The sequence below is a fragment of the Stutzerimonas stutzeri SDM-LAC genome (assembly GCF_000235745.1).
Taxonomy (GTDB): Bacteria; Pseudomonadota; Gammaproteobacteria; order Pseudomonadales; family Pseudomonadaceae; genus Stutzerimonas; species Stutzerimonas stutzeri_H.
Genome location: NZ_AGSX01000112.1, coordinates 1 through 11992 on the forward strand (window position 1 = coordinate 1; position 11992 = coordinate 11992).

General features: G+C 60.8%; 14 protein-coding genes. 10 read left to right on the plus strand and 4 right to left on the minus strand.

The features are described 5' to 3' along the window. Nucleotides 1–199: 199 nt before the first annotated feature. From PSTU_RS20730 to PSTU_RS20735, 3 genes are all read right to left on the minus strand, one after another. Nucleotides 200–532, minus strand: coding sequence for a hypothetical protein (locus PSTU_RS20730; RefSeq protein ID WP_019341167.1), 333 nt, complete (start codon nucleotides 530–532; stop codon nucleotides 200–202). A 121-nt stretch (nucleotides 533–653) separates the two neighbouring features. Continuing rightward, nucleotides 654–986 (minus strand): hypothetical protein, encoded by a 333-nt coding sequence (locus tag PSTU_RS0111470; protein ID WP_019341168.1) that lies wholly within the window; start codon nucleotides 984–986, stop codon nucleotides 654–656. Between the two features lie 41 nt (nucleotides 987–1027). Then, nucleotides 1028–1354 (minus strand): hypothetical protein, encoded by a 327-nt coding sequence (locus PSTU_RS20735; protein WP_019341169.1) that lies wholly within the window; start codon nucleotides 1352–1354, stop codon nucleotides 1028–1030. A 239-nt stretch (nucleotides 1355–1593) separates the two neighbouring features. Between PSTU_RS20735 and PSTU_RS0111485 the strand changes: the two genes are divergently transcribed. The 4 genes from PSTU_RS0111485 (at nucleotide 1594) to phnE (ending at nucleotide 4961) form a co-directional block, all read left to right on the plus strand. Then, nucleotides 1594–2445: a putative selenate ABC transporter substrate-binding protein gene (locus tag PSTU_RS0111485; protein ID WP_019341171.1), complete on the plus strand. Its 852-nt coding sequence runs from the start codon at nucleotides 1594–1596 to the stop codon at nucleotides 2443–2445. 76 nt (nucleotides 2446–2521) lie between these two features. Then, the gene (locus PSTU_RS0111490; protein ID WP_051127888.1) at nucleotides 2522–3370 is read left to right on the plus strand and encodes a phosphonate ABC transporter ATP-binding protein; all 849 of its coding nucleotides are present in this window, start codon (nucleotides 2522–2524) and stop codon (nucleotides 3368–3370) included. Then, nucleotides 3364–4197, plus strand: coding sequence for a PhnE/PtxC family ABC transporter permease (locus tag PSTU_RS0111495; RefSeq protein WP_019341173.1), 834 nt, complete (start codon nucleotides 3364–3366; stop codon nucleotides 4195–4197). The genes PSTU_RS0111490 and PSTU_RS0111495 overlap by 7 nt, the downstream gene beginning before the upstream one ends. Continuing rightward, the gene (gene phnE, locus PSTU_RS0111500) at nucleotides 4194–4961 is read left to right on the plus strand and encodes a phosphonate ABC transporter, permease protein PhnE (protein ID WP_019341174.1); all 768 of its coding nucleotides are present in this window, start codon (nucleotides 4194–4196) and stop codon (nucleotides 4959–4961) included. The genes PSTU_RS0111495 and phnE overlap by 4 nt, the downstream gene beginning before the upstream one ends. Before the next feature lie 13 nt (nucleotides 4962–4974). On the opposite strand, the gene PSTU_RS0111505 is transcribed toward phnE, so the two are convergent. Further along, nucleotides 4975–5292, minus strand: coding sequence for a DUF2288 domain-containing protein (locus PSTU_RS0111505; RefSeq protein ID WP_019341175.1), 318 nt, complete (start codon nucleotides 5290–5292; stop codon nucleotides 4975–4977). A 200-nt stretch (nucleotides 5293–5492) separates the two neighbouring features. Here PSTU_RS0111505 and PSTU_RS0111510 point away from each other — a divergent pair, with 200 nt between their 5' ends. The 6 genes from PSTU_RS0111510 to PSTU_RS0111535 all read left to right on the plus strand — a co-directional run. Beyond that, a complete protein-coding gene (locus PSTU_RS0111510; protein ID WP_019341176.1) occupies nucleotides 5493–6611 on the plus strand; it encodes a branched-chain amino acid ABC transporter substrate-binding protein in 1119 nt (372 codons plus the stop codon). A gap of 258 nt (nucleotides 6612–6869) precedes the next feature. Then, on the plus strand, nucleotides 6870–7793 hold the full coding sequence (gene livH / locus PSTU_RS0111515; protein ID WP_019341177.1) for a high-affinity branched-chain amino acid ABC transporter permease LivH: 924 nt from the start codon (nucleotides 6870–6872) through the stop codon (nucleotides 7791–7793). Then, nucleotides 7790–9046: a high-affinity branched-chain amino acid ABC transporter permease LivM gene (locus PSTU_RS0111520; RefSeq protein WP_019341178.1), complete on the plus strand. Its 1257-nt coding sequence runs from the start codon at nucleotides 7790–7792 to the stop codon at nucleotides 9044–9046. The genes livH and PSTU_RS0111520 overlap by 4 nt, the downstream gene beginning before the upstream one ends. Beyond that, nucleotides 9043–9810 (plus strand): high-affinity branched-chain amino acid ABC transporter ATP-binding protein LivG, encoded by a 768-nt coding sequence (gene livG / locus PSTU_RS0111525; protein ID WP_019341179.1) that lies wholly within the window; start codon nucleotides 9043–9045, stop codon nucleotides 9808–9810. The genes PSTU_RS0111520 and livG overlap by 4 nt, the downstream gene beginning before the upstream one ends. Before the next feature lie 2 nt (nucleotides 9811–9812). Next, nucleotides 9813–10514, plus strand: a complete 702-nt coding sequence (locus PSTU_RS0111530; protein WP_019341180.1) for an ABC transporter ATP-binding protein — start codon at nucleotides 9813–9815, stop codon at nucleotides 10512–10514. A gap of 204 nt (nucleotides 10515–10718) precedes the next feature. Next, a partial coding sequence (locus PSTU_RS0111535) for an 8-oxoguanine deaminase (RefSeq protein ID WP_019341181.1) occupies nucleotides 10719–11992 on the plus strand: 1274 nt, incomplete at its 3' end.

An 11992-nucleotide genomic window follows, 5' to 3' on the forward strand; every position in this document is an offset into this window, starting at 1 on the left:
AAGCCTTGACGCATGGTCGAGTTGTGCATGGATTCCCCTTCAGCCAGGTCGCTTGCAGGCATCCATGCATTTGACGCTATCAATGGCGCAATGTTGCCGTGCCGGCTGTTTTAGACGTTATCTCTCAGCAGGCTAGAGCAAAAGCCGCAGTCGGCAAGCTACGTATGGGTACTTGATTCCGAGAGCATGGCGGGGAAATTCAGCCGCTGATGGAGCTGTCGTCGCCAACAAGGTGCATCTCGGTTATCGCACTGCTGCGGCTCAGCGCCTCGATCGCCTGATCGAGCTGCTTGATGCAGAGATCGACTGCCATTTGGCGCAAGGCATCTGGCCACTCATGGTCCGCAACCGGCTCGATCATGTCCAGGATCTGGGAGAAGCCAACAAGCATGCCGTGCTTCACTTTCAGGGTTTCGCCATCTGCAACAATCGTGAGCGGCTCTCGCGAACTGATGACCGCACCCGCATTTAGCAATTCATCGATGTGTTCGCGAAGCGCATGAAGAACGCGCGAGTCCCGGGTCGATTCCATATAAAAAGCCATCATCCATGAAGGCCGCGAATCTTACTAAAAGGAGACGCACATCACAAAACTGCCGATTCGAAACTGCCGTAACAGTGCGCTATGGGTTGTGGGCTGGCACTGGACTGGCTCAGTGCTTGCCAGCGCCCGGCACAGACGAACCACTCTTCGCCTTGCAGGAGATGCCTGAGTCCTCCTGGCAAATATCCAGCTGCCCCAGGCAGATCTCGACAGCAACCTGGCGTGATTCGTGGCAGGGCCAGACATGCATGGCGATGGCGGCGACCAAGCTCCGAAGGCCGTTCTCACTGAACAGCATTCCGTTGCGCACCGTGATCGCGCATTCGTGAAACTCGATAGAGATCGGACTACGCCCGGTCAGGCTCGCTCCGGCGTTGAGCAGGCAGTCGATGTGCCGGCGCAATCTGTGGTTCTCACGGCGCTCGTAGAATATGGCGGTCATCTTTCGGTCCAGCGGTGACTGACCGCGTGCGGATGCTCACATCAGTGCGCCGGGCCCTGCTCGAACGAAGCGCCGCGCGGCGGATTGTCTTCAACTGCGGCTTCTATGGCATCGTCGAGCTGACGGCAGCAGAGGTCAGCCGCCAGTTCCCGCAATGACTCCGGCCATTTGCCGTCGGTAGCCGGCTCGATCATGCCGAGGGATTTGTAATAAGCGATGAGCATGCCATGCTCGACCCGCAATACCTGACCGCCATCGAGCAGCGTTAGCGGATCCCGCTGGGTAATAACGGCCCCGCTCGCCAGAAGCGCGTCGAGATGTTTGCGCAACGCATGAAGCTTCCGCTTTTCTTCCCTCTGTTCACTCATGCTTGCCCCCATCCTTGAAGGCGCCGCAGTCTATTCGAATCCAGATGGCACTTAAATAGCAAAATGCCACCACCTTTATTACTTGCTGCTCGAATCCGAGCATCACTTGATCTCAGTCATGCACACCGATGCCCAACGCGAACGGGCTGCAAAGCCATCTCGGCCAGATACTTGCGTTGCCGCGGCCGTCTACCTCTATAATCCGCGCGCTTTTTCCGCTATTGAACCGGAGAACCACAATGCTGAAGCGCACCCTGGCAGCCGTCACCGGCCTTGCCCTTTCGTTGTCTATTGCCACCACCCATGCCGCCGACGTGCTCCGCGTATCGGCCATTCCCGACGAAGCCCCGACCGAACTGATCCGCAAGTTCGAGCCGCTGGGCCAATACCTCGAAAAAGAACTGGGCATGCCGGTGAAGTTCACGCCGGTTTCCGATTACGCCGCCGTCGTTGAAGCCCTTGCTTCCGACCGCCTCGACCTCGCCTGGCTGGGCGGCTTCACCTTCGTTCAGACGCGCTTGAAGACGGGCGACGCCATTCCGCTGGTTCAGCGTGAGCAGGACGAGAAGTTCACCAGCAAGTTCATCACCGCCAGCCCTGACGTGAAGACACTGCAAGACCTGAAGGGCAAAACCTTCGCCTTCGGGTCCGTATCCTCCACATCCGGCAGCCTCATGCCGCGCTACTTCATGATCAAGGATGGAATCGACCCCGAGCAGTTCTTCAAGCGCATCGCCTATTCCGGCGCACATGACGCGACGGTCGCCTGGGTCGAAGCCGGCAAGGCAGACGGTGGCGTACTCAACGCCTCGGTGTGGGACAAACTCGTCGCGGCTGGCAAGGTCGACACTGACAAGGTGCGTGTGATTTCCACAACGCCGCCCTACTACGACTACAACTGGACCGTACGCGGCAACCTCGACCCGGCGCTGGTTCAGAAAATCCAGACTGCTTTCCTTGAACTCGACCCTAAGAATCCGGAACACAAGAAGATTCTCGATCTTCAGGCTGCCTCGCGTTTCATCGAGACTCGCCCAGAAAACTATGAGGGCATCGAGGAAGCCGCGCGCGCTGCCGGCCTGTTGAAGTGAGCCCTGTCGGTCGATCCGCCGCAGCTTGGCGGATCGTTCGGAATGTGGCAGGCGGGCACTCTTGATGAGCGTGTCGATGCTTTCTCCGAGCCAGCGCAACGCGCGCGGCCCCCACGCGAAACCAGCGCTGAGCCTGGCCGGTGTGAGCTATTGCCACGCCAATGGCCATGTCGCGCTGCGTGACGTTGCCCTGCAGCTCGCGCAAGGTGAGCGAGTTGCGCTTATCGGACCTTCCGGCGCAGGCAAGACCACCCTGTTGCGTTTGTTGGCTACGCATCTGCAACCGAGCATCGGTGAGATCGAATTGCTTGGCTGCCAACCCTGGGTGCTGTCGGCCGGTGCTCGACAGAAACTGCGCGGGCGCATCGGTCTGATTCATCAGGCGCCGCCGCTGCCGCCTCGCCAACGCGTTATCACCTCAGTACTGGCGGGGCGTCTGGGACAATGGTCGCTGGGCCGCAGCCTGCTCAGCCTGGTCTATCCATCGGATAAGAACGGCGCAGCAGAAGTGCTGGGGAAACTGGACCTGGCCGACAAACTCTTCGAGCGCTGCGATCAGTTGTCCGGTGGTCAGTTACAGCGCGTCGGCATCGCCCGTGCGCTGTACCAGAACCCGACGCTAATGCTGGCCGATGAACCTGTCTCGGCTATGGACCCTGTCCTCGCGGCCTATTCGTTGAATGTGCTGACCCGCGAAGCGGCGAACAGCCACGCCACGCTGGTTGCCAGCCTGCATGCGGTCGAGCTGGCGCTGGAGCATTTCCCGCGAGTCATTGCAGTGCGCGATGGGCGAATCCTGTTCGATAAGCCATCCGATACCGTGACGTCGGCTGAGCTCGATGCACTCTATGCCAACGAACAACTGGAAGGCATCGCACCCTTTCAGCCGGCATCGGGCCAGAGCCTGCATATCCCGCGATGCTGACCCCCGCCCTCACCCAGCGCGACCCTGCCGCTCGCTCTCGCCTGCTGCTGACGCTGATTGCATTGATTCTGCTTTGGCCAGGATTGTCGTTGAGCGAGCTGGACCTTGGCGTGCTCATCGATGGCAGCAATGCCGATACCATGGGTGTCTTTCTTTCAGGTTTCTGGCCTCCGGCGCATGACACGGAGTTTCTGTATCTGTTGGGGCGCGCAACGCTGGAAACCCTCGCGATCGCGACAGCAGGAATGACGATGGCGCTTGCGCTAGCCGTTCCCTGCGCCCTGCTGGCGACCCGCGCGCTGTCGATCTCTGCGCTGAGCCGCGAAGGCCGCCCGCCCTGGTGGGCACAAGCCGCTCGCTGGCCAGTGAGAGGCGTGCTGATCGTGCTGCGCAGCGTGCCCGAGATCGTCTGGGCGCTGCTCTTCGTGCGGGCCGTCGGCCTTGGCCCAACCGCTGGCGTACTGGCCATCGCCATCACCTATGCCGGCATGCTGGGCAAGGTTTACGCCGAGATCTTCGAATCCGTCGATCCGCTACCGACGCGCGCGCTGATCGGCGCCGGCGGTTCACGATTGCAAGCCTTTGCCTACGGCGTGCTACCACAGGCAACGGGCGAGATGCTGTCCTACACCGTCTATCGCTGGGAATGCGCCATTCGCGCCTCGGTCGTCATGGGCTTTGTCGGTGCGGGTGGCCTGGGACAGCAGATGGATCTGTCGATCCGCATGTTTGCCGGTGGCGAAGTGGCAAGCATGCTGCTGACCTTCCTCGTGCTGGTCCTGCTGGCAGACCTGTTCAGCCAGTTGCTGCGCCGGAGGTTTGTATGAAGCCGCTTGCGCGCTATGCGTTGCCGCTGTTGTTGCTCCTGGCGGTCATCGCTTCGTTCACCTATCTGCAGCTCGAAGCCAGCGCACTGCTGAGCCGGGAAGGCGCGGCGCAGATGGCTGAATACGCTGCCGCTTTCTTCAGCCCCGACCTGTCGGCACCCCATCTGCGGGCAATCGCATATGGTGCTCTGGAAACGCTGGCGATGTCGGCCATCGGCACGCTTCTCGCGGCGGCACTCGGTCTCATGCTTGCGCTGCCAGCCGCGGGACGCTTCGGGCGAGTCGCCAAGGTTGCTTCACGGTTCCTGCTCAATGCCCTTCGTGCGATTCCGGAACTCGTCTGGGCGGCACTGATGGTACTGGCGGCAGGCCTGGGGCCTAATGCCGGCACCCTTGCCCTGGCGTTGCACACAGCCGGTGTGCTTGGCCGCCTGTTCGCCGAAGCGCTGGAAAACACGCCGAACGCGCCAAGCGAGGCGTTGCGGCTGGCCGGCTGCGGGCGGGTCAGCGCGTTCTGCTACGGCACCCTTCCAACCCTCTGGCCGCAACTCATGGCGTATACGCTGTACCGCTGGGAGAACAACATCCGCATGGCCAGCGTGCTTGGCTTCGTCGGCGCTGGCGGCCTGGGGCAGATGCTCTACATGAGCTTGAGCCTGTTCCAGCAAGCCCAGGCCTCGACCATCATCCTGGCCATGCTGCTGATGGTGTTGCTGGTGGATGCACTCAGTGGCTGGGCTCGCCAGCGCTGGGTCCGCGGCTAGCGGCTGGCTTGTTTTAGTGCAGGCTGGACTTGGCTGCCCTTTCCTGCACCAACACCCAGGGCGCAACGACAACGGCCCAGAGTGTCGGATCACGCTTAAGCCAGTCCTGCGCTTCGTCGGCTTCCAGCTTGGCCATATGGCCTTTTGCCAGCCACCGAGCTACTGTTTCCCGGTCATCCAAAGCAACGGCTTGAGCCGCTTCGATCAGATCGAAGTCTGCTGCCACCCGCAACAGGGCACCACGCGCGAAGAACGGTTGCAGTTCCTGCCAGGTAATCGAGGCTGTTTCGCCCAGTAGCTTGGCATAGAGAGTGCTTGAATCGTCGCTCATGCGGTTAATCCAGTCTGCAAAGGGCGCAATGATAGCGCTCGGGTAAATCTCATCAACCGGATGGAATTCCTGACTGTGCAAACAGGTGCTGACGCTTCTACACTGTGCCGGTACAGTTGCCGTACCGTTTGGGGACGATGAGCCCTTAACGACACTGCAGCCCGCAGGATCCAAACAATAATGAAGCAAGTGGAGCGCATATGAAGACCAAGCAGCGTCTTTCGAAACTATTCATGGCTATCGCTTTGACGGGTGCAGCGAGCTACACGCTGGCCGCCGACAACATCAAGATCGGCTTGGCTGGCCCGGTAACGGGGGCTGTCGCGCAGTACGGGGACATGCAATTCATCGGTGCCCAAATGGCCATCGAGCAAATCAACAAGGAAGGCGGCGTCAACGGCCAACAGCTCGAAGGTGTCGTTTATGACGACGCTTGCGACCCGAAGCAGGCCGTGGCGGTTGCCAACAAGATCGTTAACGACGAGGTCAGTTTCGTCGTAGGTCACCTATGCTCCAGCTCCACCCAGCCGGCGTCCGATATTTACGAAGACGAAGGCATTCTGATGATTACCGCGGCGTCTACCAGCCCGGACATCACTTCCCGCGGCTACGAGCTGATCTTCCGCACCATCGGTCTGGACAGCCTGCAAGGCCCGACCGCCGGTAATTTCATCGCCGACCACATCAAGCCGAAAAACGTCGCGGTCATCCACGACAAGCAGCAGTACGGTGAAGGCATCGCGACCGCGGTGAAGGAAACCCTGGAGAAGAAAGGCGTCAAGGTTGGCCTGTTCGAAGGCATCAACGCCGGCGACAAGGACTTCTCCTCGATGATTTCCAAGCTCAAGCAGGAAAACGTCGACTTCGTCTACTACGGCGGCTATCACCCGGAACTGGGACTGCTGCTGCGCCAAGCCAAGGAAAGAGGCTTGAACGTCCGCTTCATGGGCCCGGAAGGCGTCGGCAACAAGGAAATCTCTGCCATTGCCGGCCCGGCTTCCGAAGGCCTGCTGGTCACCCTGCCGAAGTCATTTGACCAGGACCCGCGCAACAAGGAACTGGTAGCCGCATTCAAGGCCAAGAACCAGGATCCGAGCGGCCCATTCGTGTTCCCGGCCTACGCGGCAGTTCAAGTCATTGCCGAGGGTATCGAGAAAGCCGGCAGCACCGACACCGCGAAAGTGGCCGAAGCGCTGCGCAGCAACACCTTCGACACTCCGACCGGCAACCTCTCGTTCGACGAGAAGGGTGATCTGAAAGACTTCAACTTCGTGGTTTACGAATGGCACCAGGACGGCACCAAGACCGAAGCCAAGTGAACCCATAACCCAACCGACCCAAAGCCCACGGCATCCGCTGTGGGCTTTGTTTTAGCTGATCGGGGCCAACCCGGCCACAAGCACGGGACGCCCCAGCAACACCTTCAACCAAGCGAGTAGCCTGCAGAGCTGATCCACCTTGAACAGGCGAAGTGCGCGATCCGCACCGAGCCCTTAGCGCCGCATTCTCCATGTAGCGTGTTCGAAGCGGGTCTGCATTGGCAGCAAGCAGGGATGCGAGGTGTTCAGGAGAATGTAATGCCTGAGCTCTACCACTACTTTCAACAGCTGATCAACGGCCTGACCGTTGGCAGCACCTATGCCTTGATAGCCATCGGTTACACGATGGTTTACGGCATCATCGGCATGATCAACTTCGCCCACGGCGAGGTGTACATGATCGGCTCCTACGTTACCTTTATCGCCATCGTCGGGCTGACCATGATGGGGCTCGATTCGCTGCCGATTCTGATGATCGGCGCATTCGCAGCAGCAATGATCGTCACCAGCGCCTATGGCTACAGCATCGAGCGGGTCGCCTATCGACCGCTACGCGGCAGCAACCGGCTGATCCCGCTGATCTCCGCGATCGGCATGTCGATCTTCCTGCAGAACGTCGTCCTGCTCTCTCAGGACTCGAAGGACAAGGCGATTCCCAACCTGATGCCCGGCAACTTCATCTTTGGTGAAAGCGCCATGAACGGGGTGGTGATTTCCTACATGCAGGTGCTGATCTTCGTCGTGACCATCATCGCCATGATGGGCCTGACGTTCTTTATCTCCCGCTCTCGCCTGGGGCGCGCCTGCCGTGCCTGCGCCGAAGACCTGAAGATGGCCAACCTGTTGGGCATCAACACTAACAGCATCATCGCCCTGACCTTCGTCATCGGCGCTGCGCTGGCGGCTGTCGCGGCGGTTCTGATCAGCATGCAATACGGCGTGATCAATCCCCACATCGGCTTCCTCGCCGGGATCAAGGCGTTTACCGCTGCGGTTCTTGGCGGTATCGGCAGCATCCCGGGCGCCATGCTCGGCGGCCTGGTATTGGGCGTCGCCGAAGCCTTCGGCGCCGATATCTTCGGTGATCAATACAAGGACGTGGTCGCGTTCAGCCTGCTGGTACTGGTGCTGCTGTTCCGTCCGACTGGCATTCTCGGCCGTCCGGAGGTTGAAAAGGTATGACTCGCAACCTGCGCACCGCCTTTTTCAGCGCGCTACTGGTATTTGCCGTAGCGGTACCGGTTTTCGGTCTGAAGCTCACCACCGTCGGCATTCGCCTCGAAGTCCATGGCAGCGACGCGACGACTTTCTGGGTCATCGCAGCCTGCGCCGTGGCCATGTTCTTCTGGCAGCTGTTGCGTCACCATGCGGCCGCCGGCTGGGCAGCAACCCCCAACCTGCCGAGAGTACCGGCCGGAGCGGGCAACTTCCTGACCCTGCCGTCGACCCAGCGCTACATCATCATCGGTCTGATTCTGCTGGCACTGGTCTGGCCGTTCTTCGGCTCGCGCGGCGCGGTGGATATCGCCACGCTGATCCTGATCTACGTGATGCTCGGCCTCGGTCTGAACATCGTGGTCGGCCTGGCCGGCCTGCTGGACCTCGGCTACGTCGGGTTCTATGCCGTTGGTGCTTACACCTACGGCATGCTCTCGCATTACTACGGGATCGGGTTCTGGGTCGCACTGCCGATTGCGGGGGCGATGGCCGCGCTGTTTGGCTTCCTGCTGGGCTTCCCGGTGCTGCGTCTGCGTGGCGATTATCTGGCCATCGTGACCCTCGGCTTCGGTGAAATCATCCGTCTGTTGCTGCGTAACATGACCGATCTGACCGGTGGCCCGAACGGTATCAGCGGCATCGACAAACCCACACTGTTCGGCCTCTCGTTCGACCGTCGCGCTGCCGAGGGTATGCAGACATTCCACGAGTTCTTCGGGCTGGAATATCAATCCATCAACAAGGTGATCTTCCTCTACCTGATCGCGGTGCTGCTGGTCTTGCTGACGCTGTTCGTGATCAATCGGCTGCTGCGCATGCCTATCGGCCGCGCCTGGGAAGCCTTGCGTGAAGACGAAATCGCGTGCCGCGCGCTGGGCATGAACCCCACCGTGATCAAGCTTTCGGCCTTTACTCTCGGTGCATCCTTTGCCGGTTTCGCAGGCAGTTTTTTTGCCGCACGCCAGGGACTGGTATCCCCCGAGTCGTTCACCTTCATCGAATCGGCCATCATCCTCGCCATCGTGGTACTGGGCGGCATGGGCTCGCAGCTGGGCGTGATTCTCGCCGCCATCGTGATGATCCTGTTGCCTGAACTGATGCGTGAGTTCAGCGAGTACCGCATGTTGATGTTCGGCGCCTTGATGGTGCTGATGATGATCTGGCGTCCGCAGGGGCTGCTGCCCATGCAACGCCCACACCTGGAGCTGAAGCGATGAGCCGCCCGATTCTCGAAGTTAGCGGCTTGACCATGCGCTTCGGCGGCCTGTTGGCCGTCAACGGAGTGGGTCTGACCGTTCATGACAAACAAGTGGTCTCGATGATCGGCCCGAATGGCGCCGGCAAGACCACCGTATTCAACTGCCTGACCGGCTTCTACCAGCCCACCGACGGCAAGATCCTGCTCGATGGCGAAGCGATCCAGGGCCTGCCCGGCCACAAGATCGCCCGCAAGGGCGTGGTCCGCACGTTCCAGAACGTTCGTCTGTTCAAGGACATGACGGCGATCGAGAACCTGCTGGTCGCTCAGCACCGGCATTTGAATACCGGTTTCCTGTCCGGCCTGCTAAAGACCAAGGCATTTCGCAAGAGCGAACACGAGGCCATGGATTTCGCCGCGCACTGGCTTGATCAGGTCAACCTGACCGACATCGCCAACCGCCCAGCCGGCACCCTCGCCTACGGCCAGCAACGCCGCCTGGAAATCGCCCGCTGCATGATGACGCGTCCACGCATCCTCATGCTCGACGAGCCGGCGGCGGGGCTTAACCCGAAGGAAACCGAGGACCTTAAGGCGCTGATCGGCATGCTGCGCGACCAGCACAACGTCACGGTGCTGCTCATCGAGCACGACATGAAACTGGTCATGAGCATTTCCGACCATATCGTCGTGATCAACCAGGGCTGTCCGCTGGCAGACGGCACACCGGAGCAGATCCGTGACAATCCGGACGTGATCAAAGCCTATCTGGGAGAGGCGTAACCATGCTGTATTTCGAAAACGTCTCGACCTTTTACGGCAAGATCCAGGCACTGCATAACGTCAATGTCGAAGTCCGCAAGGGCGAGATCGTCACCCTGATCGGCGCCAACGGCGCCGGCAAGTCGACCTTGCTGATGACGCTCTGCGGTACGCCCATGGCGTCCGAGGGCAGCATCCGCTTCGAGGGCGAGGAGCTGGTCGGGAAGCAGACCTGCGACATCATGCGCAAGGACATCGCCGTGGTGCCCGAGGGTCGGCGCATTTTTGCTCGGCTGACGGTCGAGGAAAATCTGGCGATGGGCGGCTTCTTCACCGACAAGGCTGACTTCCAAGAGCAGTTGGACAAGGTGCTGTTGCTGTTCCCACGACTGAAGGAGCGTTTCCAGCAGCGTGGCGGCACCATGTCTGGCGGTGAGCAACAGATGCTCGCCATTGCCCGCGCATTGATGAGCAAACCGAAGCTGCTGCTCCTCGACGAGCCGTCGCTGGGGCTGGCGCCAATCATCATCCAGCAGATTTTCGAGATCATCGAACAGCTGCGCGAGGACGGTGTGACCATCTTCCTGGTCGAGCAAAACGCCAACCAAGCGCTGAAGCTGGCCGATCGAGCCTACGTGCTGGAAAACGGCCACATCGTCATGCAGGGCAGCGGTGAAGAGTTGCTCGTCAATCCCAAGGTTCGCGACGCCTACTTGGGCGGCTAAACCGAGGCAGGCGAAGGAGCCGGGCGAATGCCCGGCTTTTTTATGCGGAACGTGGGGGGGTGACAAGCGAAGACTGAGCCTTTATCGTGCGCTGCGTCTCGTCATTCCAGCCCTCAACCGAGGGTCCTCGACGAGCCCCTGGATCAGCAGACAGGGCGTAACTGAGCTGGCTCATTTCTGAACTCAACTCAGGAGAAGCCGGCTATGACTGCCAGCCGTATCTGGATCAAAAACCCCCTCGCCCTTTTCACCGCCAACGATCAGAACGCCCCCGGCGGGCTGGTGATCGACCAAGGTGTCATCGTCGAAATGCTCGGTGCCGGGCAATCGCCATCGACGCCAGTGGACAGCACTTTCGATGCCCGTGAACACGTTGTGTTGCCGGGGCTGATCAACACGCACCACCACTTCTATCAGACGCTCACGCGCGCCTGGGGACCAGTGGTCAACCAGCCACTGTTTCCCTGGCTGAAGACCCTGTATCCGGTCTGGGCACGCCTAACGCCAGATCGTCTCGCGCTAGCCAGTAAGGTCGCGCTTGCCGAACTGCTGCTATCCGGCTGCACCACCGCAGCGGACCACCACTACCTGTTTCCCGATGGTTTGGAAAATGCCATAGACGTGCAGATCGACGTCGTTCGCGAGCTGGGCATGCGCGCCATGCTGACCCGCGGCTCCATGAGCCTCGGCGAAGCCGACGGAGGGCTGCCACCGCAGCACACCGTGCAGTCGGCCGAGGCGATCCTGGACGACAGCGAACGACTGATCGCGCGTTATCACGAGCGCGGCGCCGGCGCACAGATCCAGATCGGCCTTGCGCCCTGCTCACCGTTTTCGGTTACGCCAGAGATCATGCGCGCCAGCGCAGCCCTGGCCGAGCACCATGATGTGCGCCTGCACACGCACCTGGCCGAAACTTTGGATGAAGAAGAGTTCTGCCTGCAGCGCTTCGGCCTGCGCACCGTGGATTATCTGGATAGCGTTGGCTGGCTGTCCGATCGCACCTGGCTGGCGCACGGTATTCATTTCAACGAGGACGAGATTGCCCGCCTCGGCGCAGCCGGCACCGGTATCTGCCATTGCCCATGCTCGAATATGCGACTGGCCTCCGGCATCTGCCCCACCGTGGCGCTGGAAGCAGCAGGCGCGCCGATAGGGCTTGGCGTGGATGGTTCGGCCTCCAACGACGCCTCGAACATGATCCTCGAAGCCCGACAGGCACTCTATATCCAGCGCCTGCGCTACGGTGCCGAACAGATCACGCCAGAACGCGCCCTGGGTTGGGCCACGCGCGGTTCGGCGCGGCTGCTGGGTCGTGACGACGTTGGTGAACTGGCAGTCGGCAAACAGGCCGATCTGGCCCTGTTCAAACTCGACGAGCTGCGGTTTTCCGGTAGCCACGACCCGATCTCGGCGCTGCTGCTGTGCGGCGCCGACCGGGCCGACCGGGTAATGGTTGGGGGGCAGTGGCGGGGGGG

Bases quoted from the DNA above. Each gene is read 5' to 3' on its own strand.
- PSTU_RS0111510 (WP_019341176.1), top strand. From the start codon at position 5,493: ATGAAGACCAAGCAGCGTCTTTCGAAACTATTCATGGCTATCGCTTTG.
- PSTU_RS0111470 (WP_019341168.1), bottom strand. From the start codon at position 986: ATGACCGCCATATTCTACGAGCGCCGTGAGAACCACAGATTGCGCCGG.
- PSTU_RS0111495 (WP_019341173.1), top strand. From the start codon at position 3,364: ATGCTGACCCCCGCCCTCACCCAGCGCGACCCTGCCGCTCGCTCTCGC.
- PSTU_RS0111485 (WP_019341171.1), top strand. From the start codon at position 1,594: ATGCTGAAGCGCACCCTGGCAGCCGTCACCGGCCTTGCCCTTTCGTTG.
- phnE (WP_019341174.1), top strand. From the start codon at position 4,194: ATGAAGCCGCTTGCGCGCTATGCGTTGCCGCTGTTGTTGCTCCTGGCG.
- PSTU_RS20735 (WP_019341169.1), bottom strand. From the start codon at position 1,354: ATGAGTGAACAGAGGGAAGAAAAGCGGAAGCTTCATGCGTTGCGCAAA.
- PSTU_RS0111505 (WP_019341175.1), bottom strand. From the start codon at position 5,292: ATGAGCGACGATTCAAGCACTCTCTATGCCAAGCTACTGGGCGAAACA.
- PSTU_RS0111490 (WP_051127888.1), top strand. From the start codon at position 2,522: ATGCTTTCTCCGAGCCAGCGCAACGCGCGCGGCCCCCACGCGAAACCA.
- PSTU_RS0111530 (WP_019341180.1), top strand. From the start codon at position 9,813: ATGCTGTATTTCGAAAACGTCTCGACCTTTTACGGCAAGATCCAGGCA.
- livH (WP_019341177.1), top strand. From the start codon at position 6,870: ATGCCTGAGCTCTACCACTACTTTCAACAGCTGATCAACGGCCTGACC.
- livG (WP_019341179.1), top strand. From the start codon at position 9,043: ATGAGCCGCCCGATTCTCGAAGTTAGCGGCTTGACCATGCGCTTCGGC.
- PSTU_RS0111520 (WP_019341178.1), top strand. From the start codon at position 7,790: ATGACTCGCAACCTGCGCACCGCCTTTTTCAGCGCGCTACTGGTATTT.
- PSTU_RS20730 (WP_019341167.1), bottom strand. From the start codon at position 532: ATGGAATCGACCCGGGACTCGCGCGTTCTTCATGCGCTTCGCGAACAC.